Origin of the sequence: Hydrogenophaga bisanensis, assembly GCF_042665135.1 — a bacterium.
Lineage (GTDB): Bacteria > Pseudomonadota > Gammaproteobacteria > Burkholderiales > Burkholderiaceae_C > Hydrogenophaga > Hydrogenophaga bisanensis.
This window is the reverse complement of sequence record NZ_JBHTBX010000009.1, coordinates 25123-51446: the sequence shown is the minus strand read 5'-3', so window position 1 is coordinate 51446 and position 26324 is coordinate 25123. Positions and strand designations below refer to the sequence as shown.

The window sequence follows — 26324 nt, the reverse complement described above, 5'->3', positions numbered from 1 at the left end:
CGCGTTCAGGTGCGGCGGCTGACCAGCACAATCCCCGCCGCCACCCCCACCAGCGCCAGCACCAGCTGCAGTGTCAGTGGCTCGCCCAGCAGCAGCACGCCGAAGACCAGCGCGAACAGCGGGGTCAGGAAGGTGAAGGTGGACATCTGCGTGGCCGGATAGTGGCGCAGCATCCACATCCAGGTCAGGTAGCTGGCGAAAGCGCCCACCGCCGTCTGCAGAAAGACCGATCCCCAGGCCATGGCCGAATAGTCGAACGACCAGGTCTCGCCCAGCGCCAGCGACAGCAGCGGCGTCACCACGGCCGTGACGCCCAGCTGGTAGAACAGCGACTTCTCGGCGCTGACACTGGCCACCTTGGTGGTGCGGATGGCCAGGGTCGTCAGACCCCAGAGCAGGCCGGCCGCCAGCCCCATGGCGTCGCCCTTCCACTGGCCCGGCATGGAACTGTGCAGAAAGGCTTCACTGAAGGCCACCGCCACGGCTGTGAAGGCCATGCCCAGGCCGATCCACTGGATGCGCCGCAGCTTCTCGGCCGTGATGAAACGCGGCAGCAGCAAGGCCACCCAGAACGGGCTGGTGTAGAGGAATACGGTCAGACGCGAAGCGCTGGTGTGTTGCAGCCCCAGGTAGATCAGGCAGAACTCGCCCGCGAACAGCAGCCCCACCAGCAGCCCGCCGCGCAGGGTCCCGTCACGTCCGAACAGCGGGACACCACGCACCTGGCACCACAGCCACAGCAGCAGCGTGGCGCCCGCCATCCGCACAGAGGCCTGCCACAGCGGCGGGATCTCGCGGCTGGCGAACTTGATCAGGATCTGCTGGAAGCCCCAGAAGGCGCAGCAGGCCACCAGCAGGGTGATGGCCAAGGTGTCGAGATGATCTTTGCGTTGGACAGGGGACATGGGGTCAGGAAGAAGCGGCCAGTCGCCGCAGCTGTTCTTTGAGGCGGCGGATGGCCGAGGCATCGAGCCCCGCCAGCATGCGGGTCTCGTGGGCGCGCGCCTGTTCGATGAGTGGGTGGATTTTGCGCTGTCCGGCGGCCGTGATGCTGACCAGTGTGCGACGCTGGTCTTGCGGATCATCGACCAGGCGGACCCAGCCGTCGGCGGCCAGACGCTGCAGCAATTTGGTGACGGTCGGTTGCTGGCTCAGCACCTCGCGCGCCAGGGCGCCCACGGCCATGGGGGGTTGATCGCTCAAGGTGGCGAGCACCCGCCATTCCAGAGAACCGAGACCGGCGGCCTTCACGGTGGCCTCGAAGTCCTTGAACAGGGCGTGGTTGGCCTGACCCAGCAGGTAGCCCAGGTAATCGTCGACGAACCGTTCTTTGCGCGGGCTCATGGTTTTGCCGCCGGGCCGCCCCAAGGCAAAACGCACCCCCTCGGGGGGCAGCGACCCGCGCCAGCGGCGGAGCGCAGGGGCAGAGATGTTGCCGCCGGGCCGCCCCAAGGCAAAACGCACCCCCTCGGGGGGCAGCGACCCGCGCAGCGGCGGAGCGTGGGGGTCCTGCTCTTCATGGTCAGAGCGGGTGCTCGGTGTAGAACCGGCCGCCGTGGAAGAGCAGCGGCGAGCCGTCGTCGCGGTGGCGGCAGCGCTCGACCTCACCCACGAAGATCACATGGTCGCCCTCGGCGTACTGGCTGCGGTTGAAGCACTCGAAGGTCGCGACGCACCCATCCAGCAAGGGCGCACCACTGACCCCGTCGGTGAACGTCACGCCCGCCCAGCGATCGATGTCGCGGGCGGCAAAGCGCTCGGCCAGGGCCTGCTGGTCGGCCGCCAGCACATTGATGGCGTAGTGCAGGCCGTTGGCAAACGCGCTCATCGAGCCGGCGAGACGGGAAAGGCTCCAGAGCACCAGCGGCGGATCGAGCGAGACCGAGTTGAACGAGTTGGCCGTCAGACCCACCAGCTCGCCCTGTGCCGTGCGCGCCGTCACGATGGTCACGCCGGTGGCGAACATGCCCAGCGACGCGCGGAACTCGCGCGGCGAGAAGTCGGGGGGGCGGGCCGAGTGTCCGGCCGAACGGGCGGGTGACATGTGCGCTAATTTATATGAAAATTCATGAATGTGGCATGACCGGGGTGGTCGGCCGTCAGACTCTCGAGGAGACCACATGCTGCAGGAGCGGATCGAACCCGCGTGGATCGACGCCTTTGAGACCGTACTGCGCCGCTGCGCCCTTCAGCCGGGCGATCAGGTGGCCATTCTCGGCGAAACGCAAAGCCGGCCCGTGCTCATGGAGATGGCTCGTCTGGTCGCCACCCGGCTGGGCGGGCGCTGCTTCACGCTGACGCTGCCCTCGGTGCTCGGCCGTGGCGAGCCGCTGACGCGATCCACCGGGGCCTGTCCGGCCATCCAGAACAGCGCGCCCGTGATCGCCGCCCTGGCGGCCTCAGCGCTGATCATCGACTGCACCGTCGAGGGGTTGATGCACGCGCCCGAGCTACCGGCCATCATCCAGGGCAACGGCTTGACCCAGCCGCGCATCCTGTACGTCAGCAATGAGCACCCGGAGGCCCTGTGTCGCCTGCTGCCGGACGAGCAGACCGAGCAGCAGGTCAAAGTCCACCTCAAGCGCCTGCGTGCGGCCCGGACCATGCGCGTATCGTCGGTGGCCGGTACCGACTTGCGCATCGACCTTCAGGGCGCGGTGGGTGGTGGCAACTGGGGCTACACCAGCCGCCCGGGCACGCTCACCCACTGGCCCGGCGGTCTGGTGCTGGCCTTTCCCGCCGCAGGCAGCGTCAATGGCACCCTGGTGCTGGCCGAGGGCGACGTGAACCTGACCTTCAAGCGCTACATCGACAAGGCCGTGACGCTGACGATCGAGAACGACTATGTCACCCGCATCGACGGCACGGGCGTGGACGCTGACCTGCTGCGCTCGCACTTCGAGGCCTGGGGCGAGCGAGAGGCCTATGCGGTCAGCCACGTGGGCTGGGGGCTCAATGCCGCAGCCCGCTGGGACAGCATGGCGTTCTACGACAAGCGCGACTTCAACGGGACCGAGTTGCGCGCCTTTGCCGGCAACTTCCTCTACAGCACCGGCGCCAACGAGACGGCCGGGCGATATACCCGCGGTCACTTCGACTGGCCGATGCGCCACTGCACCGTTGCGCTCGACGATGCGGTCGTCGTCGACGCGGGAAAGGTGGTCGTTTGAACAGCCTGCCTACCTTCACCACCCTGGGCAACGGTCCCACCGTGCTGATGCTGCATGGCATCGGCGGCGGTCACCTGGCCTTTGCCCCCCAGGTGGAAACGCTGGCCGAGGTGGGCTACCGCGCCGTGGCCTGGGACATGCCGGGCTACGGACGCAGTGCGCCCATCGAGCCCTACACCTTCAAAGGACTCGCGCAGGCGTGCGTGAACCTGATCGATGCCCTGCAGTGCGACAGCGTCGTGCTGCTGGGACACAGCATGGGGGGCATGGTGGCGCAGGAGGTCGTGGCCCGTCGTCCCGACAAGGTCAGCCGCCTGATTCTGTGCGGCACCTCGGCGGCCTTTGGCAAGCGCACTGACGGGGCCAGCGCCGAGGCCTGGGCACGCCAGTTCATCGGGCAGCGCACCGCGCCGCTGGATGCGGGCCAGACCATGGCCGATATGGCGGCGCAGCTGGTGCCGCAGATGGTCGGCCCGGGTTCGCTGCCCGAGGGGGTGCGTCTGGCCGAGCACTGCATGGGCGGCGTGCCTGCCGCCACCTACCGGCGTGCCCTGGAGTGCCTGGTCAGCTTCGATCGGCAGGCCGATCTGGCCCACATCCGCGTGCCCACGCTGCTGGTCGGTGGCGAGTTCGACCGCGTGGCGGCACCGTCGGTCATGAAGCGCATGGCGGCCGAGATCCCGCTGGGCCGTTACGTGGAAATGCCGGGCATCGGTCACCTCATGAACCTGGAGGCTCCCGATGAATTCGACCGGCTGCTGCTGGACTTCCTGCGGGAGCCGCCACCAAGGCCAGCCATCGACCTTCACTGACCCCGAACACCAAATAACACCCGAGGAGACACCGCATGACCACCCGTCCCGTCAACCCGCTCACCGGCCTGGACTTCACCCCCGCCGTCGGTGACATGGCGTTCACGCCGCTGCAGCGGCAGCTGCTGGCCAAGGCCCATGCGCTGGGCCGCGACCGGTTCGCGCCGCGCGCGGCCCAATGGGACCGTGAGGCCAGCTTTCCGTTCGCCAACTACGACGACCTGCGCGAGGCCGGCTTCCTCAAACTGTGTGTGCCCGCCGGACACGGCGGCCTCGGCGCCGACTTCCCCACCTACATGATGGTGGCGGCCGAGATCGGCCGTTTCTGTGGCGCCACCGCGCTGACCTGGAACATGCACATCTGCAGCACCATGTGGACCGGCGTACTGGCCGACGGCATTCCCATGGACGAGACCCAGCGCGCCGAGCACGCCGCGCGCCGGCAGCTGCATTTCCGTCGCATCGTGCAGGACGGTGCGCTGTATGCGCAGCCCTTCTCCGAAGGCACGGCGGCGGCGGCTGGTCGCGCGCCCTTCGGCACCACGGCCCGCAAGGTCGACGGGGGCTGGCTGATCAATGGCCGCAAGATCTGGGCGAGCCTGTCGGGCGCGGCCGACTACTACGGGGTGCTCTGCACCGAGGAGGTGGAAGGCAAGGACCCCGATCCACGCGACACCCTGTACATCAGCGTGCCGGCCACGTCCGAGGGATTTTCGATCAGCGGTGAATGGGATCCGCTGGGCATGCGCGGTACCGTTAGCCGGAACCTGGCCTTCAAGGATGTGTTCGTCAGCGATGACGAACAGCTCATGCCGCGCGGCATCTACTTCAAGGGTGCGCAGACCTGGCCAGCCATGTTTTTCACGCTCTCGCCCACCTACCTGGGCGTAGCCAATGCCGCCTACGACTTCACCGTGCAATACCTGCGTGGCGAGGTGCCGGGCGAACCGCCGGTCAAGCGCCGCCAGTTCGCCACCAAGCAGATCGCGGTGGCCCAGATGCGCATCCAGCTCGAAGCGATGAAGAGCCTGTTCACCCGTGCCATCGCCGAAGCCCGGCCCAACCCGTCCAAGGACGAGCGCATGCGCCTGTACGCGGCCCACTACAGCATCATGGAAGGCGCCAACGACATCGCGCGTCTGGCCATCCGCACCTGTGGCGGCCAGAGCATGCTCAGGCACCTGCCGCTGGAGCGCCTGTACCGCGACAGCCGCTGCGGGGCGCTGATGCTGCCCTGGACGGCCGAGCTGGTAATGGACCGCATGGGGCGTGAAACCCTTTACGAAACTGGCGAGAAAGACATCTGACCGGGACGGGTCTTCCTACAATGGCGGAATGAAGTTTCCGTCCGCCTTTGCGAGGCTGGCTGTGGCGTGCCTTGTGATGAGCCCGTCAGCGCACGCCAACATCCCGGCGTCCACCCCGCAGACCGATCCCTGTGTGGAGTTCGTCGCCCGCCTGCCCAATGTGCGCGCGCCTCTGTGCGCCCAGGCCGAGCTGGTGCCGACGGCAGGCCGCAGTGTGCAGGGCCGCACCATTTACGCGCGCGACGTGGTGGCGGCCGAGCCCCGGGTGCGTGTGCTCGTGGTGGCGGGCATGCACGGAGATGAACTCTCCTCGTCCGCGGTGGCCCTGCACTGGATCCAGCGGGCGCTGGAGATCCCGGCCGATGCGCACTGGCGCTTCATTCCGGCGCTCAACCCGGACGGCCTGATGATGCGTCCGGCCAAACGGGTGAATGCGAGGGGGGTGGACCTCAACCGCAACTTCCCCACACCCAACTGGGCGCGCGACGCCAAGGTCTACTGGGAAAAGCGCACCCGCAAGGATCCGCGCCGCTGGCCCGGGCCGCACCCGCTGTCCGAGCCCGAGTCGAAGTACTTCCACGACGAGATGGAGCGCTTCCAGCCCGACCTCATCGTCAGCATCCACGCTCCCTACGGCGTGCTGGATTTCGACGGCCCGGTCACACCCCCGGAGCGCCTGGGCCGGCTGTACCTGGATCAGGTGGGTATTTTTCCGGGCAGCCTGGGCAACTACGGCGGCGTGCACAAGGGCATGCCGGTGGTGACCATCGAACTGCCCAGCGCCATCCGCACGCCGCTGGACGCCGAGATGCGCCAGATGTGGCTGGACCTGCTGCGCTGGATGGGCGAGCGCGTGGTGCCGCCCAGCCAGGCCGAGCCCGTGATGCCTGTTCGGACCGGGCCGCGCAAGACCAGTTAGTGGACCTGGTGGTCCGGCCCCGTGCTCAGGCGCGGGCCGGTGTGCGCAGTCCTGTGCCCGCGTTGCCCTTGGCCGATCGGGGATCGATCCCGCAGAAGCCGAAGTTCATCGCCGGCACTTCGCCGTTGATCAGCTCGGCCATGGCCTTGCCCGATCCGGCGCCGTGGGTCCAGCCCAGTGTGCCGTGTCCGGCGTTGATCCACAGCTTGCCGACCTTGGTGCGGCCGATCAGCGGGATGTTGGTGGGCGTGGCCGGGCGCAGGCCGCACCAGAACTGCGGGTCACCGCCCTGTTCGGGGGTGCGGGTGTCGCAGACGCCCGGGAACACCTGCTCGATGCGCTTGACCAGCATCTGTGCCCGGGTGCGGGCCAGCGGCGTGTCCAGGGACAGGTCAAAGCCGCCGAGCTCGATGGTGCCGGCCACGCGCAACTGGTCGCCCAGGCGCGAGATGGCGACCTTGAGCTGGTCGTCGAGCATGCTCACCTGGGGGGCCAGCTCGGGCTTGAGGATCTTCAGTGTGGCGCTGTAACCCTTGCCCGGGTAGATGGGCACCGACACACCGACCTGGCGCATGAGCGCCGTCGTGTACGAGCCGGCCGCCACCACATAGGCGTCGGCCTGCAGGCGCCGCTGCTGGCCGGTCTGGCGGTCGCGCACCAGCACACCGCTGATGTCGGCGCCGCTGCGCTCCAGTCGCTCGATGTCATGACCCATCAGGGACTGCATGCCCCGGGCCTCGCAACGGCGTGCCAGCTCCTGGGTGAACACGCGGCAGTCGCCCGATTCGTCGCTTTCGGTGTAGGTGCCACCCACGATGCGGTCACCGAACTGGCGCAGGGCCGGCTCGATGCGCAGCAGCTCTTCGCGATCCACCACGCGGCGGTTGACGCCGTGGCGGCGCATCAGCTCGGCCGCCGCGCCCGCATCCGCGAACGACTTCTCGTCGGTGTAGTAGTGGGCGATGCCCTTGGTCAGGCGGTGGTACTGCAGGCCGGTCTCGGCCACCACCTCCTTGAGGGCCGCGTGGCTGTAGCTGCCCAGGGCCACCAGCTGCGCCACGTTGCGCTCGAAGGCGGCGTCGTTGCACTGCGCCAGAAACTGCAGACCCCAGGCCCACTGGGCCGGGTCGAGCTGCGGGCGGAATTTGAGCGGGCCCTCGGGGTCGAACAGCCATTTGAGCGCCTTCAGTGGCGCCTCGCGGTTGGCCCAGGGTTCGCAATAGCTCACCGAAATCTGCGCTGCGTTGCCGAAGCTGGTTTCCAGCGCCGCATCGTCCTGGCGGTCGACCAGCGTCACCTCATGACCACGCTGCAGCAGTTGCCAGGCCGTGTTCACGCCAATCACACCCGCACCCAAGATCACCACACGCATGTTCCGCTCCTGCGACGACAGACAAGAAAAATCCAGTGGAGCGGAGTATGGAAAAAACCCGGTAATCAGTGAAGTGAAATTAAACTAAAATCAGATTCATCAGAATCACTAATAAAAGACATGAGCACCTTTGACCCTGATGCCCTCGAATGCCTGGCCGCCATCATCGAAGAAGGCGGCTTCGAGCGCGCGGCCCAGCGCCTGTCGATCACGCAGTCGGCGGTGTCACAGCGCCTGCGGGCGCTGGAGGCGCAGGTGGGTACGGTGCTGATCGTGCGCAGCCGTCCCCTCAAGCCCACGCAGGCCGGGCAGCTCATGCTCAAGCACGCCAAGATGATGCGCCTGCTGCGGGCCGACCTGGAGCGTGACCTGCGGGAGCTGGCGCCCAGTTCCACCGGCGGGGGGCGAGAAGAAGAGCGCATTTCGGTGGCCATCAATGCCGACAGCATTGCCACCTGGGCACTGCCGGCGCTCAATCCCCTGGCGCAGGGGGGGTTGCCCATCGAGATCATTGCCGACGACCAGGAGTTCACCCACGAGTGGCTGCGCGAAGGGCAGGTGCTCGGCTGCGTGACCTCGCTCGGCCAGGCGCTGCGGGGCTGCCGCATGGAGCCGCTGGGCACCATGGACTATGTGGCGGTGGCCTCGGCCGCCTATGCCGCCGAGCATTGTCCCAAAGGCCTCAATGCCCACAACTTCCACCGGATGCCTTTCGTGGCCTTCAACCGCAAGGACCATCTGCAGCACGAGTTCGTGGCCCGCGCCTTCGGGCTATCGCGCGTCATGCTCAAGCAGCTCTTCGTGCCGTCCAGCGAGGGCCAGATCCGTGCCGTGCGCGCCGGCTGGGGTGCCAGCGTGGTGCCCGAGCTGGGCGTGCGCGAACTGATCGCCAGCGGGGAGCTGGTCAACCTGGCCCCGCGCCACCGCCTGGGGGTCGCGCTCTACTGGCACTGCTGGAACCTGAGTTCCGATGTGCTGGAAGCCCTGACCACGGCGCTGCGCGAGGCGGCTGGTCACAGTTTGCAGCCGGTCAGGGCGTGAAAAAGCCCCCGGGCGGGGGCTTCGAAACTTGAAGAAGTTCGCGAGGGTTTACTTGGGGATCACCACGCTGTCGATCACGTGGATCACGCCGTTGTCGGCCACGATGTCGGTCTTGACCACGTTGGCGGCATCCACCTTGACGCCCCCGGTGGTGCTCACGGTCAGTTCGCTGCCCTGCACGGTCTTGACCTTGCCGGCCTTGACGTCGGCGGCCATCACCTTGCCCGGGACCACGTGGTAGGTCAGCACGGCGGTCAGCTTCGCCTTGTCGGCCAGCAGGGCGTCCAGGTCGGCCTTGGGTACCTTGGCAAAGGCGGCGTCGGTGGGCGCGAACACCGTGAAGGGGCCCTTGCCCTTGAGGGTGTCGACCAGGCCGGCGGCCTGCAGCGCGGTGGCCAGGGTCTTGAAGTCGCCGGCGGCGACCGCGGTGTCGACGATGTCCTTGGCGTGGGCGGCGCCCAGGGCGCCGAAAGCGATGAGGGAGGCGATGAGGGTCTTTTTCATGATGGTTCCTGTGCTTGGTTGGGGTTGGAAGGAAAACAGAGAAAACAATGGCCGCCGCGTGCTCAGGCCGGCGGCAGGATGACCTTGTCGATGGCGTGGATCACGCCATTGCTGGCCATCACGTCGGTGACCAGAAGGCGGGCGGTGCGACCGCGCGCATCGGTGATGCCCAGGTCGGCGCCGACGGTGAAGCTGGCGCCCTGCACCGTGGTCACGGTCGCGGGCTTGGGCAGCGCCACCACGTCGGCGGCCAGCACCTTGCCGCCCAGCACGTGGTAGGTCAGGACGGCCGTCAGCAAGGCCTTGTTGGCCAGCAGGGCTTCCTTGGTCGTACCCAGTTCGGCCAGCAGCGCTGCGAAAGCGTCGTTGGTGGGCGCAAACACGGTGAACGGGCCCGCGCCGTTGAGGGTGTCGACCAGGCCTGCCGCGGCCACGGCCTCGACCAGGATGCTGAAGCGGGAATCGTCGGAGGCGACCTGCACGATCGTGCCGGGTCCGTGATCCTCGTCGTCGTCGCTGCAACCGGCCATGGCCAGAGCGGCCAGTCCTGCCGAGCCCAGCAACAGGCTGCGTCTTGCAATCTTCATGGGAAGTCCTTTGCGAAAAGTGAAAAGGAGAAAACATCCAGATCGGAAGACAGCCGTCCTGCGAGTCGACCGGGTGGGGCAGGGCCCTCTGGTCAGTCACAAGCATTCTGTCTGGTTAAATATTATTCTTAAAAGGCCAAATTGCGACTGATCAGTATGTAACACGACCTTTCAGTGGGGTTATCAACCTGATCGTTGGTTTCCGGCACAATGCGAGTCTGGAGAATCACAAGCCATGGTCAGTACCACCACCGCCGCCCCTGTTCCTGCCGTGCCGCCCAAGCGCAGCTTCCGCGAGAAGATGCACTTGGCCCGGGAAGACGCGATCATTTCGGCCGTCAACCGGCTCCTGGCCGAGAAGGGCTTTGAATCGATGACGGTGGACGAGGTGGCCGCCGAAGTGGGCATCGCCAAGGCCAGCCTCTACAAACACTTTCCCAGCAAGGAAGACCTGGCGGCGGCGGCCATGGTGCGGGTCATGGACCGGGCCCGTGCCTTTCTGGACAGCCTGGACGTCACCCGTGCCCCGCTGGACCTGCTGCGCGAAGTGGCCCGATGGACCATGTCGGTGCAGCTGGCGGGCGAAATGCCCTCGTTGCCCAGCGAGAACTCCACCTTGCGTGCGGTCCTGACCACCAACAAGGCCTATGTGGACGGTCTCATGGACGTGAGTGACCGGCTGGGCGAGTGGATCACCCAGGCCCAGGCGCAGGGCGGCATCAACCCGGCCTTGCCGCCGATCGCGGTGCTGTACACGCTCTATGCCCGAGCCTGTGACCCGGTGCTGGGCTTCCTCAAGGGAACCGGACAGTTCAATGACGAGCAGATCATCGACATGGTGCTGAGCACCTGCTTCGACGGCCTGTGCACCCGCTGACCTTGTCTGCCAAGATCCAAAGACAAAGGGCCGCGGATGCGGCCCTTTGTCTTTGGCGGGGAATGCCGGGAAGGTGGCGGAATCAGCGCACCAGCAGCACCGGCACCTTGCAATGGGCCAGCACCTGGGTGGCCACCGAGCCCATCACCAGATTGCCCAGGGCGCTGTGTCCGTGGGAGCCCATCATCACCAGGTCGTAGCCACCGGCATTGGCCTGCTTGGCGATCAGCTCGCCGGGGCCACCGGTCTTGTGAACCACCTTGGCCTCGATGCCATGGCGCTTGAGGAACTTGACCACCGGTGCGGTCACCTTCTCGGCTTCCTCGGCGTAGTAGGCATTGGCCACGTCAGCGCCCACGGCCGCACGGGCCCGCGGAGGCAGCGGCGTCTGCACGGTGAACAGGGTGAACTCGTTGTCGGCGTGAAAGACCTCCAGGTGGGTGGTCAGGTAGGCCAGCATCTTCTTGGTGTACGAGCTGCCGTCCACTGCGAGCAGAATCTTCATGGTGTATCTCCTGAGGGGTGGTCCAACCTTGCAGTGTACGCCCTGTCCGCGGCTGCCTGGCTGCGGTTTTCCACATCGATCGTCAGCGTGGGCCTGAAGGTGGCCTGCTCGCCCTTGTCCGCGTAGCCCAGCGGATTGGCCACGATGCGGCAGCGACCGACCTGCAGATCCAGCGGGCAGTGCAGGTGCCCGTGCAGCCAGAGGTCGGCGTGGGCCAGCAACCCGTCCAGCGCATTGCAGAAGCCGGCCGTGCCCGGTGTGAGTCCATAGCGGGGGTCGGCGCTGAGCAGGGTGGGCGCAAAGTGCGTGATCACCACCGTGGGTCCGTCGAAAGGCTGCTGCAGCGCCCCGCGCAGCCAGTCCTGACACGCCAGCCCCAGATCCCGCATCGCCTCGGCATCGAACAACCGGCCCAGCCGTCGACCGTCCATCTTGCGCAGGTAGAAGTTGGCGGCACGGTAGGCCTTCTCGCGCTGGCGCAGGCGGTGGGTCAGGGGATCGGTGCCGCGTGCATTGGCATGGTCCACCAGCGCGTCGTAGTCGCTCCACAAGGTGGTCCCGACAAAGCGGATGCCGTCGATCACGGCGCTCTCCCGCTCCAGCCATTGAATGCCCAGGCGCTCGCAGGTCTGGCGCAGGGCGGCGTGCCCCGCGTCCAGATCGATGGCGTCGTATTCGTGGTTGCCCGGCACATAGAGCACGGGCACCGGCCAGGCGCCGTAGGCCGCCAGGGGCGAGAAGCGCCGCAATCCCCAGTCGGGCTCGGGCATGACCGAGCCATCGCGCCGCCGCTGGTAGGAGCCAATGTCGCCCGCCAGCACCAGCAGGTCCGCGTCCGGCGCGGGCTCGGGGCGGAAGTCCGGGTTGGCCTCAAGATGCAGGTCGCTGAGCAGCTGGATGCGCATGGGGCAATTGTCGATGCCTGGGTCAGCGGATCACCAGCACCGGCACATGGGAACGTGCCAGCACTTCCCGGGTCACCGACCCGAGCACCATGGAAGTCAGGGGTGAGTGGCCCCGGCAGCCCATGACGATCAGGTTGGCCTGCAGGTCCACCGCGGCGTCGATCAGCGTGACGGCGGGGGGGCCGCGCCGCATCAGCGTGCGGCAAGCGAAACCCTGGTTGAGCAGAAAGGCTGCTGGCGCGTCCAGCACATCGTCTTCGGGCGCCACCGGTGAACCGAACCCGGTGTCCGGCCGGGCGTGCAACAGCACGTAGTCGTGCTCGGGGCGGAACAGCAGCTCGTTGGACGCGATGTAGGTGACCATCCGGTGGCTGTAGTGGCTGCCGTCGATGGCCAGAAGCAGGGTCATGGTCATGGCGAGTCGAACCCCTGAGCCGATGCCCGGACGACGGCTTCCCTCAGCCAGCGGTGGGCGGGGTTGTGCATGGCCTGCCGGTGCCACAGCGCGTCGACATGCACCGCCGGTACAGGCATCGGAAACTCCGAGATGGCCAGTTCGTGCTCCATGCCGGTGGCGCCCACGAAGTGCCGGGGCAGCACGGTCAGCAGGTCGGTGGTCGACACCACCCGCCCGGCCGTGAAGAACTGGTTGACGGTCAGCACCACCCGCCGCTGGCGGGAGAGGGCCGCCAGCGCCTCGTCGACAAAGCCGAAGGGTCGCCCCGAAAAGCTCACCAGCATGTGCCGCGCGGCACAGTAGCTGTCGAGGTCCAGCGGCTTGCCGACCAGCGGGTGGCCGCGCCGCATCACCACCACGTACTCGCCGTCGTACAGGCGCTGGAAGTGGAAGCGCGGGCTGGTCTCCTGCAGGTGCACAGCCGTCAGTTCGGCCACCACCCCCGGAAAATGGCCGATGGCCAGATCGGCGCTCCCCGATTCCAGCAGGTCGCGCGGGTCCCGTGTGGTCAGGGGCAGCACGCGCAGGTTCACGCCCGGCGCCTCGTGCTCGAAGATGTGGACCAGCCCCGGCACGATCTTGGCAGCGGTGGCGTCGGCCATGGCGACGATGAAGGCGTTGTGGGCCTGTGCCGGGTCGAAACCACCGGGCGCCAGGGTCTCGCGCAGTTGCTGCAGGGCATCGCGCACCTTGGGCCAGATGGCCAGGGCCAGCGGGGTGGGCTCCACCCCATAGCCGCTGCGGCGCACCAGGTCGTCGCCCAGCGCCTCGCGCAGGCGACGCAACGCATTGCTGACGGCCGGCTGCGTCATGGCCAGGTTGTTGGCCGCCCGCGTGAGGTTGCGCTCGGCCATGACCTCGTCGAACACGCGAAGCAGGTTCAGGTCCAGGGTGGAGAAGTTGCGGAGATTCATCTTTTTCGTGAATGAATTCCATCATAAAAATAAATTGGCGTGACATCAGGGCTTACCCTAATATCCCGCTGTCCACAAGACTTTTCCTTTCCGAAGGAGTCCGCCATGAGCACCATCTTCACACCTTCTCCCCGTTCCCTCGGTCTGGGCAGCGCCGCTGCCGAGGCCGGCACCTACCGTCCCCGCCGCAGCCTGGACGGCGCACGCAGCCTGGCCACCATGCTGCTGGCCGCTGTCGTGGCGGCACTGGTCGTGATCGCTGACCGCCTGATCAGCACCTGGGCCGATGGCCACCTGCTGCTGGCCTGGGTCATCCTCTGGGCGGTGGTGTTTGCCGGCACCGCGCTGTTCGCCGGGACCGCACGTCAGCTGGCCAGCCGCGCCGTGATGGCGCTGGACGGCTGGTCCAAGTCCGTGGCCGACAAGCGCGCCGAGGCTCGTCTCTGGGAGATTGCCAAGGCAGATCCGCGCATGATGGCCGAGCTGGCAAGCGCCCGTCAGCGCGACGAGGGCAACTTCGATGACGCCCTGGCACCCATGGGCCTCCAGGTGAAGGCCGCCGAGCCGGTGGCCAAAGGCTGGGACGCCTACATCGAGCAGATGGCTCGCAGCCGCACCCGCAACATGCACCTGTACTACATCTGAGTGCCAGGCGCCCACGCGCCTGCCCAGCAAAAAAGCCACCGGGTTCCGGTGGCTTTTTTTTCACCCGGGATCGATCACCCGGGGGCAGTCAGGGGCTGGCAGGTCGTGCCGTGCCCCTTCATTTCATCAGGCCAGCTCGGCCAGGCGCTTTTCCAGCGATGCCTTGGTCTGCAGCAGCTGCGGCGGCAGGTGGTAGGCCAGCTGCTCGAAGTGCGTGCCGTGCAGCTTGAGCTCTTCCTGCCACGCGGCCTTGTCGATGCTGGTGACCGTGTTGAACTGCTCGGCGCTGAACTCCAGTCCGGTCCAGTTGATCTCGCCGTAGGTGGGTGCCACGCCGAACAGGGTTTCCTGGCCCTGGGTCTGACCTTCGATGCGGTCGATCATCCACTTGAGCACGCGCATGTTCTCGCCAAAGCCGGGCCAGACGAACTTGCCTTCGGCGTTCTTGCGGAACCAGTTGACGCAGAAGATCGGGGGCAGGGTGTGGCCCATCTCTTCGAGCTTGTGCTCCATGTCCAGCCAGTGCTGGAAGTAGTCGCTCATGTTGTAGCCGCAGAAGGGCAGCATGGCGAACGGGTCGCGGCGCACGACGCCCTGAGCGCCAAAGGCGGCAGCGGTGGTTTCCGAACCCATGGTGGCGGCCATGTAGACGCCTTCGGTCCAGTCGCGGGCCTGGGTCACCAGCGGCACGGTGGTGCTGCGGCGGCCGCCGAAGATGAACGCGTCGATGGCCACGCCGTTGGCGTCGTCCCACTGGGCGTCCAGCGCCGGGTTGTTGGTGGCGGCCACGGTGAAGCGGGCGTTCGGGTGGGCGGCCTTGGCACCGGTCTCCTTGGCGATCTCGGGCGTCCAGTCCTTGCCCTGCCAGTCGATCAGGTGGGCCGGCTTGCTGCCGCTGTCCTGCTCCATGCCTTCCCACCACACGTCGCCGTCGTCGGTCAGGGCCACGTTGGTGAAGATCACGTTCTTGTCCAGGCTGGCCATGCAATTGGGGTTGGACAGCGTGTTGGTGCCCGGGGCCACACCAAAGTAGCCCGCTTCGGGGTTAATGGCGTAGAGCTTGCCGTCGGCGTGGGGTTTGATCCAGGCGATGTCGTCACCGATGGTGGTGACCTTCCAGCCCTCGAAGCCCTTGGGCGGCACCAGCATGGAGAAGTTGGTCTTGCCGCAGGCGCTGGGGAAGGCGGCGGCGACGTGGTACTTCTTGCCCTGGGGGTTGGTCACGCCCAGGATCAGCATGTGCTCGGCCAGCCAGCCCTGATCGCGGCCCATGGTGGAGGCGATGCGCAGCGCGAAGCACTTCTTGCCCAGCAGGGCGTTGCCGCCGTAACCCGAGCCGTAGGACCAGATCTCGCGCGTCTCGGGGAAATGCACGATGTACTTGGTCGTCGGGTTGCAGGGCCAGGAGGTCTTGTCTTTCTCGCCGGCGGCCAGGGGGGCGCCCACGGTGTGCATGCAGGGAACGAAATCGCCTTCGGTGCCCAGCACGTCATACACGGCCTTGCCCATGCGGGTCATGAGCTTCTGGTTGACGGCCACATAGGCGCTGTCGGTCAGCTCGATACCGATGTGGGCGATGTGCGAGCCCAGCGGGCCCATGCTGAAGGGCACCACGTACATGGTGCGGCCCTTCATGCAGCCGTCGAACAGCGGGTTGAGGGTGGCGCGCATCTCGGCCGGGGCCATCCAGTTGTTGGTCGGGCCGGCGTCTTCCTTCTTCTCGGAGCAGATGAAGGTGCGGTCTTCCACGCGGGCCACGTCGGACGGATCGGTCCAGGCCAGGTAGCTGCCCGGGCGTTTGGCGGGGTTGAGCTTGCGGAAGGTGCCGGCGTCGACCAGCTCCTGGCAGAGGCGGTCGTACTCTTCCTGGCTGCCATCGCACCAGTAGACGTTGTCGGGCTTGCACAGCGCGACCATGTCGGCCACCCAGGCCACCAGCTTGGCGTGTTTCACATAGGCGGGGACGTTGAGGTTCAGGCCCTGCATCACGGGAGAGTTCATCGGAAAGACTCCAGAGGTTTGAAAACGGCGGGCACAGAAGACACCGAAAGCCGCCTCCACGGTGCGGTGGGAAGGCGGCTTCTTGGGGTCCCCTGGCTGAATCGGGGCGGTCGGCGCTCGGGGCTGCCACGCGTTTGGCGGATGCAGCGCGACAGGTCAAAGACGGGCGGGTACTGCCCGGCTGTCGATCCTCGTGTCGGCCATACCGCAATTTTAAGAAAGCACCGGGTCAGTTACCGGCAAGTTACATGCAAAACCCGCATAACCTGATGCGGTATGTGACTGTCTGGACAAACAGTGCGCGTCAAAACAAAAGGGCCGGTTGCGTGCGCAACCGGCCCTTTGAGGCGACGTTGTCCGCGAATCAGGCCATGAAGACGGCGATGAAGGCCAGCAGGAAGATCAGCACACCACCGGCGATGGGCAGCACGATGGGCATCAGCGGTGTGATGGACTCCACCACGTCCTGCGGCTGGTCGCTGTGGCTGTCGTTGGGCGTGTGGGCCATGGAATGTCTCTCCGTGAATTTGACAAATATCAACGGGATTTTAGGCCAGAAGCGCCAGGGACGGCCAGTCGGGTCATCCCGGCCTCAGAGGAGGGCGTAGGTGGTGCTGGCGCGACAGACACTTTTGCCGTCGTTGGCACCGCGGATGTCGATCTCGCCAAAGACCAGGCTCTTGCCCGCCCGCAGCACCGTGGCGGTCACCAGGGCATCCTGCCCGGACAGCGGCTTGAGAAAGCTGGTGTTGAGCTGCACCGTGGTCATGGGCCGGCGGTTGCCCAGCTGGGTGACGATGGCCATCACCATGGCGGTGTCGGCCGCGGCCATCAGCGCCTGGCCGCAGACCATGCCGCCCACGCGGGAGAGCGATGCGTTGACCGGCAGCCGCAGCGTGGCCTCTCCGTTCCCCATGGACTCGACTTGCAGGCCCAGGTCCTGGACCCAGGGGGCGAACCAGTCGCGCAGGGCCTCACGCAGGGTGTCCAGGGTTACGGGGGTGGCGGCGTCGGTCATGGCGGCATTGTCCGGGATGCACAAGGCCCGATCTGTCGTGGAAAACCCCCGCACATCGCTCGGCTCCTCTGGTCGACGCTCTTCCATGATTCACCAAGCTGGGGTATGGTCCGCGAACGAAGTGCTTTCGCGGTGGCCGTACCCCGGTCGTCGCTCTGTCTCTTCAGGAGGTCCCGCATGGGCAAACGCTTGCTGTCGACCGATGAGGCTCCGGCCAGGGCCGGGGTTGCCTCGCGCCTGGCGCCAGAGTCGCGGGATGCTCGGGGGCCACAGTCGGCCGACCTTCGCGTCTTCGTGCCGCCAGGGCTGCGCCAGTCGCCCGTGCTGGACCTGATGTGCTCGCACTTCGTCCTCACGCTGGCGTCCCGCCAGGGGCCACGCTTCAATGTGAGGCGAGACCTCAACACCCTGCTGGCCCTGGCCGGACGGCATCTGGTCTGGCCGCTGACCGTGCTTTCGCGTCTGCGCGAATTCCTGGGCCGCCGCTGCAAGGACAATGAGCTGTGGGCGGGTCATGAGCGCCTGTCCACCGCCGCCTTCATGGAGCGCTACGGCATCTGGCGCGGCCCCTATGAGGAAGGCACGCTGTTCTTCTATCTGGACGAGTACGCCAAGGAGTCCCCGCGCGACCTGCTGTCGGTGCTGGCGGCCACCGGTGACTGGCTCGGCCATGCCCTCAAGAAACAGTCCACCCTGGTGGAGAAGAACATCGATGCACTGGCCGGTCTGCTGCAGCTCAACCGGGCCGAGCGTGCCCTGCTGCTGTACGGCACCCTGGCCCGCTACCAGCGTGACCTGCGATCCATCCTGGTCGAGTTCAAGGTGAACAACGCGCCGGAAGCCTATGCGGCGATTGCCGAGGTGGCCGGCGTCAAGGCCAGCGAGGTGGGCGAGGCGCTGCGGGCTGGCTCCCGGCTGGAGCGCATCGGCATGGTGGAGAACCTGATCTCCGAGCACAACATCACCGATCTGGCCGACCTGATGAAGGTCAGCGAACGGCTGCCCCCGGTGCTCATGCGCGAGTACCGCAGCCAGAGCGAGCTGATGGCGGTGTTCACCCGGCCGGCGGCGCGTTCGCGCCTGGGTGCGGCCGATTTCGAGTATGTGGGCGACGAGGTGCGCCTGCTTTGCGGTCTGCTGCGCGAGGCGGTGGCGCGCAAGGAGCCGGGCGTGAACGTGCTGCTGTACGGCCCGCCGGGCACGGGCAAGACCGAGCTGGCGCGCGTGGTGGCGGCAGCCGCAGGCCTGGAGCTGTTTGAGGTGGAATACGCCGACCGCGACGGCAACGCCCTGTCCGGTCGCGACCGCTACCGGTCGCTGCAGATTGCCCAGGTGTTCCTCAAGGGCACGGCGCATTCGGCCCTGCTCTTCGACGAGGTGGAGGATGTGTTTCCGCCCATCAGCAGCGAGGCGGCCCAGCTCATGGCGCGGGCCGAACAGGTGGCGGCGCCGCACAGCCACAGCGTCAGCGGCAAGGCCTGGGTCAACCAGATCCTGGAGTCCAACGCGGTGCCCACCATCTGGGTGACCAACCGCATCGAGCAGATCGACCCCGCTTTCCGGCGCCGCTTCGCCTACCACCTGGAACTCAAGAGCCCGCCACCCGGTGCGCGCGAGCAGCTGGTGCGCAAGGCACTGGAGGGCGTGCCGGTGACCGATGCGCTGATCGGCCGCCTGACGGCGCGCAAGGGGCTGACACCCGCGCAGATCCGCACCGCGGTGCGCTTTGCGCAGCTGGCGGGTGTGCCCGCCCGGGCCACTGGCAAACGGGGGCCGAAGACCGCGGCGCCACTGGACGACCTGATCGACCGGCAGCTGCGCCACGCTGACCAGGCCCTGGGCCGCGCGGCCGATGCGCCGGCGCGGGTGTCCCCGACCCAGTACAGCCTGGACATGCTCAACGTGAGTTCGCGCTATGAGGTCTCGCGCATCATCGCGGCGCTGCGCGCGCGCGGTCACGGCACGCTGTGCTTCCATGGTCCGCCCGGCACCGGCAAGACGGCGCTGGCCGAGCACATCGCCAGCGCGCTGGACCGCCCGCTGATGATCCGCCGCGCCAGCGATCTGGTCAGCAAGTTCGTCGGCGAGACCGAGCAGCACATGGCCGCCATGTTCCGGGAGGCCGAGACCGAGAAGGCGGTGCTGCTGCTGGACGAAGCCGACAGTTTCCTGCAGGACCGCCGACACGCCCAGCGTACCTACGAGGTGACCGAGGTCAACGAGATGCTGCAGGGCATGGAGCGCTATGCGGGCATCTTCATCTGCACCACCAACCTGATGGACAGCATCGACCAGGCGGCGCTGCGGCGCTTCACCTTCAAGATCCAGTTCCGGCCCTTGATGCGGGAGCAGCGTGAACGCATGTTCGTGGTCGAGGCGCTGGGTGGCCGTTCAGAGGCGCTGACGACGGATATGGTCCAGCGCCTGGCGCGGCTGGAACAGCTGTGCCCCGGTGACTTTGCCGCGGTCAAGCGCCAGGTCGACATCCTGGGTGAAACGCTGGATCCAGCGGACTTTCTGGCCCAGCTGGAGGCCGAGCACCGGATCAAGCCCGAGGTGCGCGAGGCCCGGGGCATCGGCTTCACCCACTGAGGTGTGGTCCCGCGATCGCGGGACGGGAGACTTCAGGACAGCGCCAGTTGCGCGAAACGAGGCAGCACCGAGGCCGCTTCGGGCGTGGGCTGCAGGCTGGCGCTGATGTGTGCCGCATCAACGCCCTCGCGGGCCAAGGTGGGGCCGAGCCCATCGAGGTAGGCGCGCAGGGCCTCGTGCGAGAACTCCGGGTGGAACTGCACGCCCCAGGCGCGGTCACCGACGCGGTAGGCGTGATGCGGTTCGTGCGCGTTGCCGGCCAGCAGCACGGCCCCTGGCGGCAGGGTGTGAACCGATTGCCAGTGCACCGCCTGGGCGGCAAAGCGCGAGGGCAGATGGCCCAGCAGCGGATCGTCGTGGGCGCTCGCATGCAGGGCGACGTCCACCGTGCCGATTTCGACCCCATCGGGGTGATGACCGACCTGGGCACCCAGGGCATGGGCCAGCAGCTGGTGCCCATAGCAGATGCCCAGCACGGGCGTGCCGGCTTCCACCGCCTGGCGCAGCCAGGGCACCAGGGCCTCGCTCCAGGCCTCGCGGTCGCTGACCATGCTGTGCGAGCCGGTGATCACCACCCCGGCCAGCGTGTCCGGTGGCGCGGGAAGATGGCCCTCCCGCGCGTGGTGGGTAATCACCTCGGTGGCGCCGCCCTGGCGCAAACCGGCGCCAATCCAGTCTTCGAAATCGCCCAGCCGGGCGCGGATGTGGTCGTGGGTGGAACCCGTCTTGAGAATCAGCAGGGGACGCGCAGCAGTCATGCTTCGATTTTAGGAACGAACGCCAGCCCGGTGGGCGGCCCCAAGAAAAAGGCCCGTCGCCAGGACGGGCCCAAACAGGAGACTACCTGAGGAGGAACCAACCAAACAATCAGTGCAGCAGGGCCATCGGGCCGGTGGGCAACTCTTCCGCGTCGTAGTCCGGGTGGTTGTCGACGAAGAAGCGCAGCTTCTGGTCCAGACGGGCCACCCGCTCATGGGCCACGCGTTCGCAGTGGTGGCGCGAGATCAGGTTGAACACCTTGCCGCGCAGGAACCACAGATCCTTGGGGCTCATGCAACCGGCCAGCGCAGCCTGGATGCGGCCGCGCACCGGATCGTCGATGTCCGCGATCGCGTCATCGAACTCTTCCACCAGAAAGTCCAGCTCCAGGACCTGGGTGTCCTCGAAACTGGCTTTGCGGGATTTGCCGAACCAGGGGAACTTGAACAACATGACCGAATGACTCCCTAATGACGTCTGCACGAAGGGCGGGAATGCATGCCCGCTTGACTTCGACCATCGTCAGGATGCCCGAATGCCTTAAGTAGGAAAGCGGCGAAAAAAGGGGGAAACCGATGGACGGTTGACTTGCGATAGGGCTTGTCAAACGAAGGTCGGCAGGTGACCGGTGGTGCCTCAGGAAAAAGCACTCACGATGCGCAGCACCTCGGCGCCGTAGGCGTCGCGCTTCTTCTGGCCGATGCCGGCGATGCCCTCCAGATCGGCCAGGCTGGCGGGCATCGCGGCGGCGATGCCGCGCAGGGTCGCGTCATGGAAGATCACGAAGGCAGGCAGGTTGTGTTCGCGCGCGATCTCGGCGCGCCAGGCCTTGAGCGCGTCCAGGCACTCGCGACCGGCCAGGGTCAGCGGCGCGCCGTCGGGCGCGGTGGCCTCACGCGGGGCGCGCCGGCTGCGGGTGGTGCTGCCCTTGGCGGTGGCCTCGCGCAGCCAGACCTGACTCTCGCCCCGCAGGATGGGGCGGGCCGCCTCGGCCAGGTGCAGCGTGTTGTAGGGCGCGTCGTCCACCCGGATGGCCTCGCGTGCGATCAGGTGGCGCAGCAGCGCCCGCCACTGCGATTCGTTGAGGTCCGCGCCGATACCGAAGGTGCTGAGCTGGTCATGCCCGTACTGCGCCACCTTGTCGGTGCGCTTGCCGCGCAGGATGTCCATGATGTGCCCGGCCCCGAAGGCGCTGCCGCTGGACTGCTGCACGCGGTAGATGCAGGACAGCAGCTTGCGGGCGGATTCGGTGGCGTCCTGCAGCGCGGGCGGGTTCAGGCAGTTGTCGCAATTGCCGCAGGGCTCGCTGTGTTCACCGAAGTAGGAGAGCAGCCGCACCCGCCGGCAGTCGCTCGCCTCGGCCAGGCCGAGCAGGGCGTCGAGCTTGCCGCGCAGCACCTGCTTGAACTCGTCGCCGGCCGGGCTTTCGTCGATCATCCGGCGCTGGTTGACCACGTCCTGCAGGCCATAGGCCATCCAGGCGTTGGCGGCCTCACCATCGCGGCCGGCGCGGCCGGTTTCCTGGTAATAGCCCTCGATGTTCTTGGGCATGTCCAGGTGGGCCACAAAGCGCACGTCGGGCTTGTCGATGCCCATGCCGAAGGCAATGGTGGCCACCATGATCAGCCCGTCCTCGCGCAGAAAGCGGTCCTGATGGTGCTGGCGCACGGCCGACTCCAACCCCGCGTGGTAGGGCAGAGCGTTCAGGCCATGGGCCACCAGCTGAGCGGCAATGTCCTCCACCCGCTTGCGTGACTGGCAGTAGACGATGCCGGCGTCGTGGCCATGGGCGTGCGTGTGCTCGTCGCGGATGAAGCGCAGCAGCTGCTCGGTGCCGTCCTTGCGCTCGACGATGGTGTAGCGGATGTTGGGTCGGTCGAAGCTGCTGACAAAGCGCTGCGCGTCCTGCAGCTGCAGGTGGTTGACGATGTCCTCCCGCGTCAGGCCATCGGCGGTGGCGGTCAGCGCGATGCGGGGCACACCGGGGTAGCGCCCGGCCAGCTGCGCCAGCTCGCGGTACTCGGGCCGGAAATCGTGTCCCCACTGGCTCACGCAGTGCGCCTCGTCGATGGCAAACAGCGCCAGCTGCCCGCGCTCGTGCAGCGCGTCCAGCTGGGCCAGGAAGCGCGGCGTGTTCAGCCGCTCGGGCGCCACGTACAGCAGGGTCAGGCTGCCCTGGCGCAGGCGGCGCTCCACGTCCTGCGCCTCGTCGGACGACAGGCTGGAGTTCAGGAAGGCCGCGTCGACACCGGCCTCCAGCAGCGCGCCGACCTGGTCGTGCATGAGGGCGATCAGGGGCGAGACCACGATGGTCACACCCATGCCTTCGCGCTGGCGCACGATGGCGGGAATCTGGTAGCACAGGCTCTTGCCGCCACCCGTGGGCATCAGCACCAGGGCGTCGCCGCCTTCGCTGACGTGGATGACGATGGCCGCCTGCGGCCCGCGGAAGGCGTCGTAGCCGAAGACCTCCTGCAGCACGCCGGCGCAGGCTTCCAGCACCTCGCCTTCGGCCGAGATGTCAATCATGGCCGGCGGTCACATCTGTTCCCAGGGCAGCCCGTCGTGGCGCCAGCCGTTGAGCGTGCTGCGCTTGAACTGATCGTTCAGGTCACCCTCGAAGCCGTGCAGCACATGGGCCACCTCGGCGAACCCTGCCTGCTCGAGTGCCTGGCCGGCGTCCAGCGTGCGCTTGCCGCTGCGGCAGATCAGCAGCACCGGCCGGTCCTTGCCACCGGCTTCCTTTTCCACGGCCGCGGCAAAGCGCGCCGGGTCGGGCGTGAGGTCAGGGTATTCGTACCAGGGAATGTTCTCGACCCCGGGCGGGCGGCCCACATACAGCGACTCGATCTCCATGCGCACGTCCACGAACAGGGGCGGTTCCTGCCCGGCGGCGGTGCGTCGTTCGGTCTCGGCCTGCAGCCAGGCCCAGGCTTCTTGGGGAGACAGGTGCTTCATGGCCCCTATTGTCGGTGATCGGGGCCGGGGCTTGCGCGGGGGCTGCCACCCTGGGGCAGGGCGCTTTCCTACAATCACGGGATGAACACGCCCGCCTACACCCGCGCCCAGTCGCTGCCCGAGATCCTCCAGCACCGCATCGCCATCCTGGACGGTGCCATGGGCACCATGATCCAGCGCTTCAAGCTGGACGAGGCGCAGTACCGCGGCGAGCGCTTCAAGGACTTCCACAAGGACGTCAAGGGCAACAACGAACTGCTGAGCCTGACGCGCCCGGACGTGATTCGCGACATCCACGAAGGCTACCTGGCCGCTGGGGCCGACATCATCGAGACCAACACCTTCGGCGCGACGACCATTGCGCAGGAAGACTACGACATGGCCGACCTGGCCTACGAGATGAACGTGGCCTCGGCCCGCATCGCCCGCCAGGCCTGCGACAAGTACAGCACGCCCGACAAGCCCCGCTTCGTGGCCGGCGCCCTGGGTCCCACGCCCAAGACCGCCAGCATCAGCCCCGATGTGAACGACGCCGGCGCACGCAACGTGACCTTCGAGCAGTTGCGCGCGGCCTACCTGGAGCAGATCAGGGGCCTCGTCGAAGGCGGTGCCGACCTGCTGCTGGTGGAAACCATCTTCGACACCCTCAATGCCAAGGCGGCGCTGTTCGCCATTGACGAGTTCTTCGAGGAAAGCGGCGAGCGCCTGCCGGTGATCATCAGCGGCACCGTGACCGACGCGTCCGGCCGCATCCTCAGCGGCCAGACCGTGACCGCCTTCTGGGCCAGCGTGCGCCACATCCAGCCGCTGGCCGTGGGCCTGAACTGCGCGCTGGGCGCCACGCTGATGCGCCCCTACATCCAGGAACTGGCCAAGGTGGCGGGCGACACCTTCATCAGCTGCTACCCCAACGCCGGCCTGCCCAACCCCATGAGCGACACCGGTTTTGACGAAACGCCCGACGTGACCAGCCGCCTGCTCAGGGAGTTTGCCGACGAGGGCCTGGTCAACATCGTGGGCGGCTGCTGCGGCACCACGCCCCAGCACATCGGCGCCATCCACGACGCCGTGGCCACCCGCGCCCCGCGCAGCCTGGGCCGCCAGCCGTTCTATCGCGACGAAGCTGAAGCGTCAGCGGCCTGAGTCACTCGGCGGGTAGTGCGCACCCGCGAATTGCAGACATTGACAGGGTGACTGCCCAGGCCCAGGCGCAGGCGTGCCTGTGGCACATTGCATTGATTGCTATCGTGGCCGGGCGATGGTGCTGTCCGGTTGCGGCTTTTCACGGATTTTGTTGCCGACCGAAGGTGTGGCGGTCTCTTCAAGTCCTTGTCACATCAACGTTTTGGGGAGAAGGTGTTGACCGTGACCTTCGGTAGCGATCATGTTATCCGGCACACTGGTGCCGTAGATATCTAGTTGGGTGTCACAGGCCTCGACTGCATGAAGAACGACCGTCTCAGGTCTCCCGTTAAGTCCGACTATGTCAGCGCGATCGGTCTGGCTGCCTACACATTTGCGACGTGCGAATGGCAAGTTGTTTGGTGCAGTGAGAAGATCCGACCAGGCTCTCTGAACAAACTAGTCGGAGACGAGAGGACTGCCGGACGAATTGCGAAGTTCTTTCTCGATCTCACCCGAAATATGCCGAAATCACCGGAGCGAGAAGAGCTCCGGTCTGCTGCTGCGGAGTTCGCCCGCTTGGTCGAAATCAGGAATGCAATCTTGCATGGCAAGCCATGCACAGGCCCCAATAGAGATGCACGCCTAAGCTCTGGTGCCGTGCTCGAAATCGGTTACCTAGAGGATGCTGCGGACGCATTCACGGCTTGTGGCATTGAACTCAATCGTCTCTTTAACGGTTTCCTTGCTACCTACGTCCCACAATGATGCCCAACCAATCATTCCAGCGGACGCCTGACGGCGCCGCTGAATTCAGGCGCTAGGCGCCGAAAACCGGATAGTCCGCTATGAACATCCTGTCTGCCGAGGTTCTTGATGCAGCAAGCCGAAGCGTGCTGTGCTGGCTTGCGACCGTGAGCCCGGACGGACAGCCGAATGTCTCGCCCAAGGAGATCTGGGCGCCTTTCGACTCGGCTCACTTGGTTGTTGCGAACATCGCTTCGCCGACGACGGTCAGGAACGTCAGGCAGTCGCGACAGGTCTGCTTGAGCTTCATCGACGTCTTTGTCCAAAAGGGCTTCAAGATTCTTGGTGAGGCCGAGAATGTTGACCGAGGGCAATTGTCGTTCCAACGTTGGGCTGCCCCGCTTCTGTCGAAGGCGGAGCCTAGGTTCAAGATTCACAGCGTGGTCGTGATCCGTGCCAACTCGGTAGAGCCGATCGTCGCACCGAGCTACTGGCTGTATCCCGCAGAGACGACCGAAGAGTCGCAGATCGCTGCCGCGCGCCGTACGTATGGACTCGCTCTGAGAACTAACGATGACTAGCATGTCGCATTTGGACTCCCTCTCCAACGGCAAACGCCTGACCGACTGAGGAGCCCAGCGGACAGCGCAACTGCAGTCGCTTTTCTAAGGAGCACGGAATTAACATCGATACCTTCATGGCTGGCTACCAGGCCGCCTGGCAAGCGCGTGACCCGGCGATGTTCGCGGCCCTGTTTCATGAAGACGGCCGGTACCACAACACGCCCTTTCAGGTGCAGACGGGCCGGGCGCAGCTGGCCGAGTACTGGCGGCGGGTGCAGTTGCAGGAAGACGTGCGGGTCACCTACGAGGTGCTGGCCGATCACGGGGACACGGGCATGGCGCACTGGCACGTGACCTACCAGGTCGCCTCGGAGGAGCTGTTCCAGATCTGGGCGCGCTCCACCGGTACAGGCCTGCCGCCCCGGCAGCCCGGTGACCCTTTGCCGCGCATGGTGCTCGATGGGGTGCTGCAAGCTCGGTTCGCGCAGGGCCTGTGTACAGAGGCGCGCATCTGGTGGCACAGCATGCCGCAGGCCTGAAGGATCTCGG

Annotated in this window: 28 protein-coding genes; 11 read left to right on the top strand and 17 right to left on the bottom strand. The window is 66.6% G+C overall.

The window, feature by feature from the left end; translation table 11 throughout:
• Positions 1 to 5: 5 nt before the first annotated feature.
• The 3 genes from ACFQNJ_RS13840 to ACFQNJ_RS13830 all read right to left on the bottom strand — a co-directional run bounded on the left by ACFQNJ_RS13840 (position 6) and on the right by ACFQNJ_RS13830 (position 2044).
• Positions 6 to 905, bottom strand: coding sequence for a DMT family transporter (locus tag ACFQNJ_RS13840; protein ID WP_382258530.1), 900 nt, complete (start codon positions 903 to 905; stop codon positions 6 to 8).
• Between the two features lie 4 nt (positions 906 to 909).
• Positions 910 to 1344 (bottom strand): MarR family winged helix-turn-helix transcriptional regulator, encoded by a 435-nt coding sequence (locus tag ACFQNJ_RS13835; RefSeq protein ID WP_382258527.1) that lies wholly within the window; start codon positions 1342 to 1344, stop codon positions 910 to 912.
• A gap of 178 nt (positions 1345 to 1522) precedes the next feature.
• Positions 1523 to 2044, bottom strand: a complete 522-nt coding sequence (locus tag ACFQNJ_RS13830) for a flavin reductase family protein (protein WP_382258524.1) — start codon at positions 2042 to 2044, stop codon at positions 1523 to 1525.
• Positions 2045 to 2120: 76 nt separating this feature from the next.
• Between ACFQNJ_RS13830 and ACFQNJ_RS13825 the strand changes: the two genes are divergently transcribed.
• The 4 genes from ACFQNJ_RS13825 to ACFQNJ_RS13810 all read left to right on the top strand — a co-directional run bounded on the left by ACFQNJ_RS13825 (position 2121) and on the right by ACFQNJ_RS13810 (position 6208).
• Positions 2121 to 3170 carry a 2,5-dihydroxypyridine 5,6-dioxygenase NicX family protein gene (locus tag ACFQNJ_RS13825; RefSeq protein WP_382258522.1) on the top strand — a complete coding sequence of 350 codons (1050 nt, stop codon included), beginning with the start codon at positions 2121 to 2123 and terminating at the stop codon, positions 3168 to 3170.
• On the top strand, positions 3167 to 3982 hold the full coding sequence (locus ACFQNJ_RS13820) for an alpha/beta fold hydrolase (RefSeq protein WP_382258519.1): 816 nt from the start codon (positions 3167 to 3169) through the stop codon (positions 3980 to 3982). The genes ACFQNJ_RS13825 and ACFQNJ_RS13820 overlap by 4 nt, the downstream gene beginning before the upstream one ends.
• A gap of 35 nt (positions 3983 to 4017) precedes the next feature.
• Complete coding sequence (locus ACFQNJ_RS13815) at positions 4018 to 5289, top strand: acyl-CoA dehydrogenase family protein (RefSeq protein ID WP_382258516.1); 1272 nt, start codon at positions 4018 to 4020, stop codon at positions 5287 to 5289.
• A 76-nt stretch (positions 5290 to 5365) separates the two neighbouring features.
• On the top strand, positions 5366 to 6208 hold the full coding sequence (locus ACFQNJ_RS13810; protein WP_382258513.1) for a DUF2817 domain-containing protein: 843 nt from the start codon (positions 5366 to 5368) through the stop codon (positions 6206 to 6208).
• Between the two features lie 25 nt (positions 6209 to 6233).
• Here ACFQNJ_RS13810 and ACFQNJ_RS13805 read toward each other — a convergent pair whose 3' ends face one another.
• Positions 6234 to 7580, bottom strand: coding sequence for a D-amino acid dehydrogenase (locus tag ACFQNJ_RS13805; RefSeq protein WP_382258510.1), 1347 nt, complete (start codon positions 7578 to 7580; stop codon positions 6234 to 6236).
• A gap of 120 nt (positions 7581 to 7700) precedes the next feature.
• Between ACFQNJ_RS13805 and ACFQNJ_RS13800 the strand changes: the two genes are divergently transcribed.
• Positions 7701 to 8621: a LysR family transcriptional regulator ArgP gene (locus tag ACFQNJ_RS13800; RefSeq protein ID WP_382258507.1), complete on the top strand. Its 921-nt coding sequence runs from the start codon at positions 7701 to 7703 to the stop codon at positions 8619 to 8621.
• Between the two features lie 48 nt (positions 8622 to 8669).
• Here the strand turns inward: ACFQNJ_RS13800 and ACFQNJ_RS13795 are convergent, their stop codons facing one another.
• Both ACFQNJ_RS13795 and ACFQNJ_RS13790 read right to left on the bottom strand, forming a co-directional pair.
• A complete protein-coding gene (locus ACFQNJ_RS13795) occupies positions 8670 to 9125 on the bottom strand; it encodes a fasciclin domain-containing protein (protein ID WP_374639315.1) in 456 nt (151 codons plus the stop codon).
• 62 nt (positions 9126 to 9187) lie between these two features.
• Entirely contained in the window at positions 9188 to 9712 is a 525-nt protein-coding gene (locus ACFQNJ_RS13790) for a fasciclin domain-containing protein (RefSeq protein WP_382258504.1), read from the bottom strand.
• 235 nt (positions 9713 to 9947) lie between these two features.
• Here ACFQNJ_RS13790 and ACFQNJ_RS13785 point away from each other — a divergent pair, with 235 nt between their 5' ends.
• On the top strand, positions 9948 to 10589 hold the full coding sequence (locus ACFQNJ_RS13785; protein WP_382258501.1) for a TetR/AcrR family transcriptional regulator: 642 nt from the start codon (positions 9948 to 9950) through the stop codon (positions 10587 to 10589).
• An 82-nt stretch (positions 10590 to 10671) separates the two neighbouring features.
• On the opposite strand, the gene ACFQNJ_RS13780 is transcribed toward ACFQNJ_RS13785, so the two are convergent.
• The 4 genes from ACFQNJ_RS13780 to ACFQNJ_RS13765 are packed head-to-tail and all read right to left on the bottom strand — an operon-like array spanning position 10672 to position 13370.
• Positions 10672 to 11094, bottom strand: coding sequence for a universal stress protein (locus ACFQNJ_RS13780; RefSeq protein WP_374639318.1), 423 nt, complete (start codon positions 11092 to 11094; stop codon positions 10672 to 10674).
• Positions 11091 to 11999, bottom strand: coding sequence for a metallophosphoesterase (locus ACFQNJ_RS13775; protein WP_382258499.1), 909 nt, complete (start codon positions 11997 to 11999; stop codon positions 11091 to 11093). Before ACFQNJ_RS13775 ends, ACFQNJ_RS13780 begins: the two co-directional genes overlap by 4 nt.
• Positions 12000 to 12021: 22 nt before the next feature.
• A complete protein-coding gene (locus tag ACFQNJ_RS13770) occupies positions 12022 to 12414 on the bottom strand; it encodes a universal stress protein (protein ID WP_382258496.1) in 393 nt (130 codons plus the stop codon).
• A complete protein-coding gene (locus ACFQNJ_RS13765) occupies positions 12411 to 13370 on the bottom strand; it encodes a LysR family transcriptional regulator (RefSeq protein ID WP_382258493.1) in 960 nt (319 codons plus the stop codon). Before ACFQNJ_RS13765 ends, ACFQNJ_RS13770 begins: the two co-directional genes overlap by 4 nt.
• A gap of 105 nt (positions 13371 to 13475) precedes the next feature.
• Between ACFQNJ_RS13765 and ACFQNJ_RS13760 the strand changes: the two genes are divergently transcribed.
• Positions 13476 to 14015, top strand: a complete 540-nt coding sequence (locus ACFQNJ_RS13760) for a hypothetical protein (RefSeq protein WP_382258490.1) — start codon at positions 13476 to 13478, stop codon at positions 14013 to 14015.
• A 126-nt stretch (positions 14016 to 14141) separates the two neighbouring features.
• Here ACFQNJ_RS13760 and ACFQNJ_RS13755 read toward each other — a convergent pair whose 3' ends face one another.
• The 3 genes from ACFQNJ_RS13755 to ACFQNJ_RS13745 all read right to left on the bottom strand — a co-directional run bounded on the left by ACFQNJ_RS13755 (position 14142) and on the right by ACFQNJ_RS13745 (position 17034).
• A complete protein-coding gene (locus tag ACFQNJ_RS13755) occupies positions 14142 to 16016 on the bottom strand; it encodes a phosphoenolpyruvate carboxykinase (GTP) (protein ID WP_382258487.1) in 1875 nt (624 codons plus the stop codon).
• Between the two features lie 364 nt (positions 16017 to 16380).
• The gene (locus tag ACFQNJ_RS13750; protein WP_374639324.1) at positions 16381 to 16524 is read right to left on the bottom strand and encodes a hypothetical protein; all 144 of its coding nucleotides are present in this window, start codon (positions 16522 to 16524) and stop codon (positions 16381 to 16383) included.
• 84 nt (positions 16525 to 16608) lie between these two features.
• Positions 16609 to 17034 (bottom strand): PaaI family thioesterase, encoded by a 426-nt coding sequence (locus tag ACFQNJ_RS13745; protein WP_374639325.1) that lies wholly within the window; start codon positions 17032 to 17034, stop codon positions 16609 to 16611.
• 177 nt (positions 17035 to 17211) lie between these two features.
• Between ACFQNJ_RS13745 and ACFQNJ_RS13740 the strand changes: the two genes are divergently transcribed.
• Positions 17212 to 19626, top strand: a complete 2415-nt coding sequence (locus ACFQNJ_RS13740; RefSeq protein ID WP_382258483.1) for an ATP-binding protein — start codon at positions 17212 to 17214, stop codon at positions 19624 to 19626.
• A gap of 32 nt (positions 19627 to 19658) precedes the next feature.
• On the opposite strand, the gene ACFQNJ_RS13735 is transcribed toward ACFQNJ_RS13740, so the two are convergent.
• The 4 genes from ACFQNJ_RS13735 to ACFQNJ_RS13720 all read right to left on the bottom strand — a co-directional run bounded on the left by ACFQNJ_RS13735 (position 19659) and on the right by ACFQNJ_RS13720 (position 23343).
• Entirely contained in the window at positions 19659 to 20384 is a 726-nt protein-coding gene (locus ACFQNJ_RS13735; RefSeq protein WP_374639327.1) for a glutamine amidotransferase, read from the bottom strand.
• A 109-nt stretch (positions 20385 to 20493) separates the two neighbouring features.
• Positions 20494 to 20838 (bottom strand): hypothetical protein, encoded by a 345-nt coding sequence (locus tag ACFQNJ_RS13730; RefSeq protein ID WP_374639328.1) that lies wholly within the window; start codon positions 20836 to 20838, stop codon positions 20494 to 20496.
• Between the two features lie 183 nt (positions 20839 to 21021).
• The gene (gene recQ / locus ACFQNJ_RS13725; RefSeq protein WP_382258479.1) at positions 21022 to 22914 is read right to left on the bottom strand and encodes a DNA helicase RecQ; all 1893 of its coding nucleotides are present in this window, start codon (positions 22912 to 22914) and stop codon (positions 21022 to 21024) included.
• A 9-nt stretch (positions 22915 to 22923) separates the two neighbouring features.
• Positions 22924 to 23343, bottom strand: a complete 420-nt coding sequence (locus ACFQNJ_RS13720) for a rhodanese-like domain-containing protein (RefSeq protein WP_374639330.1) — start codon at positions 23341 to 23343, stop codon at positions 22924 to 22926.
• Between the two features lie 81 nt (positions 23344 to 23424).
• On the opposite strand from ACFQNJ_RS13720, the gene ACFQNJ_RS13715 reads away from it, so the two are divergent.
• The 3 genes from ACFQNJ_RS13715 (at position 23425) to ACFQNJ_RS13705 (ending at position 26314) form a co-directional block, all read left to right on the top strand.
• On the top strand, positions 23425 to 24486 hold the full coding sequence (locus ACFQNJ_RS13715) for a homocysteine S-methyltransferase family protein (protein ID WP_382258476.1): 1062 nt from the start codon (positions 23425 to 23427) through the stop codon (positions 24484 to 24486).
• A gap of 827 nt (positions 24487 to 25313) precedes the next feature.
• Positions 25314 to 25793 carry a pyridoxamine 5'-phosphate oxidase family protein gene (locus ACFQNJ_RS13710; protein WP_382258473.1) on the top strand — a complete coding sequence of 160 codons (480 nt, stop codon included), beginning with the start codon at positions 25314 to 25316 and terminating at the stop codon, positions 25791 to 25793.
• A gap of 116 nt (positions 25794 to 25909) precedes the next feature.
• A complete protein-coding gene (locus tag ACFQNJ_RS13705) occupies positions 25910 to 26314 on the top strand; it encodes a nuclear transport factor 2 family protein (RefSeq protein WP_382258470.1) in 405 nt (134 codons plus the stop codon).
• Positions 26315 to 26324: the final 10 nt, after the last annotated feature.

Bases quoted from the DNA above. Each gene is read 5' to 3' on its own strand.
- ACFQNJ_RS13840 (WP_382258530.1), bottom strand. From the start codon at position 905: ATGTCCCCTGTCCAACGCAAAGATCATCTCGACACCTTGGCCATCACC.
- ACFQNJ_RS13835 (WP_382258527.1), bottom strand. From the start codon at position 1,344: ATGAGCCCGCGCAAAGAACGGTTCGTCGACGATTACCTGGGCTACCTG.
- ACFQNJ_RS13830 (WP_382258524.1), bottom strand. From the start codon at position 2,044: ATGTCACCCGCCCGTTCGGCCGGACACTCGGCCCGCCCCCCCGACTTC.
- ACFQNJ_RS13825 (WP_382258522.1), top strand. From the start codon at position 2,121: ATGCTGCAGGAGCGGATCGAACCCGCGTGGATCGACGCCTTTGAGACC.
- ACFQNJ_RS13815 (WP_382258516.1), top strand. From the start codon at position 4,018: ATGACCACCCGTCCCGTCAACCCGCTCACCGGCCTGGACTTCACCCCC.
- ACFQNJ_RS13810 (WP_382258513.1), top strand. From the start codon at position 5,366: ATGAGCCCGTCAGCGCACGCCAACATCCCGGCGTCCACCCCGCAGACC.
- ACFQNJ_RS13805 (WP_382258510.1), bottom strand. From the start codon at position 7,580: ATGCGTGTGGTGATCTTGGGTGCGGGTGTGATTGGCGTGAACACGGCC.
- ACFQNJ_RS13800 (WP_382258507.1), top strand. From the start codon at position 7,701: ATGAGCACCTTTGACCCTGATGCCCTCGAATGCCTGGCCGCCATCATC.
- ACFQNJ_RS13795 (WP_374639315.1), bottom strand. From the start codon at position 9,125: ATGAAAAAGACCCTCATCGCCTCCCTCATCGCTTTCGGCGCCCTGGGC.
- ACFQNJ_RS13790 (WP_382258504.1), bottom strand. From the start codon at position 9,712: ATGAAGATTGCAAGACGCAGCCTGTTGCTGGGCTCGGCAGGACTGGCC.
- ACFQNJ_RS13785 (WP_382258501.1), top strand. From the start codon at position 9,948: ATGGTCAGTACCACCACCGCCGCCCCTGTTCCTGCCGTGCCGCCCAAG.
- ACFQNJ_RS13780 (WP_374639318.1), bottom strand. From the start codon at position 11,094: ATGAAGATTCTGCTCGCAGTGGACGGCAGCTCGTACACCAAGAAGATG.
- ACFQNJ_RS13775 (WP_382258499.1), bottom strand. From the start codon at position 11,999: ATGCGCATCCAGCTGCTCAGCGACCTGCATCTTGAGGCCAACCCGGAC.
- ACFQNJ_RS13770 (WP_382258496.1), bottom strand. From the start codon at position 12,414: ATGACCATGACCCTGCTTCTGGCCATCGACGGCAGCCACTACAGCCAC.
- ACFQNJ_RS13765 (WP_382258493.1), bottom strand. From the start codon at position 13,370: ATGAATCTCCGCAACTTCTCCACCCTGGACCTGAACCTGCTTCGCGTG.
- ACFQNJ_RS13760 (WP_382258490.1), top strand. From the start codon at position 13,476: ATGAGCACCATCTTCACACCTTCTCCCCGTTCCCTCGGTCTGGGCAGC.
- ACFQNJ_RS13755 (WP_382258487.1), bottom strand. From the start codon at position 16,016: ATGAACTCTCCCGTGATGCAGGGCCTGAACCTCAACGTCCCCGCCTAT.
- ACFQNJ_RS13750 (WP_374639324.1), bottom strand. From the start codon at position 16,524: ATGGCCCACACGCCCAACGACAGCCACAGCGACCAGCCGCAGGACGTG.
- ACFQNJ_RS13745 (WP_374639325.1), bottom strand. From the start codon at position 17,034: ATGACCGACGCCGCCACCCCCGTAACCCTGGACACCCTGCGTGAGGCC.
- ACFQNJ_RS13740 (WP_382258483.1), top strand. From the start codon at position 17,212: ATGGGCAAACGCTTGCTGTCGACCGATGAGGCTCCGGCCAGGGCCGGG.
- ACFQNJ_RS13735 (WP_374639327.1), bottom strand. From the start codon at position 20,384: ATGACTGCTGCGCGTCCCCTGCTGATTCTCAAGACGGGTTCCACCCAC.
- ACFQNJ_RS13730 (WP_374639328.1), bottom strand. From the start codon at position 20,838: ATGTTGTTCAAGTTCCCCTGGTTCGGCAAATCCCGCAAAGCCAGTTTC.
- recQ (WP_382258479.1), bottom strand. From the start codon at position 22,914: ATGATTGACATCTCGGCCGAAGGCGAGGTGCTGGAAGCCTGCGCCGGC.
- ACFQNJ_RS13720 (WP_374639330.1), bottom strand. From the start codon at position 23,343: ATGAAGCACCTGTCTCCCCAAGAAGCCTGGGCCTGGCTGCAGGCCGAG.
- ACFQNJ_RS13715 (WP_382258476.1), top strand. From the start codon at position 23,425: ATGAACACGCCCGCCTACACCCGCGCCCAGTCGCTGCCCGAGATCCTC.
- ACFQNJ_RS13710 (WP_382258473.1), top strand. From the start codon at position 25,314: ATGAACATCCTGTCTGCCGAGGTTCTTGATGCAGCAAGCCGAAGCGTG.
- ACFQNJ_RS13705 (WP_382258470.1), top strand. From the start codon at position 25,910: ATGGCTGGCTACCAGGCCGCCTGGCAAGCGCGTGACCCGGCGATGTTC.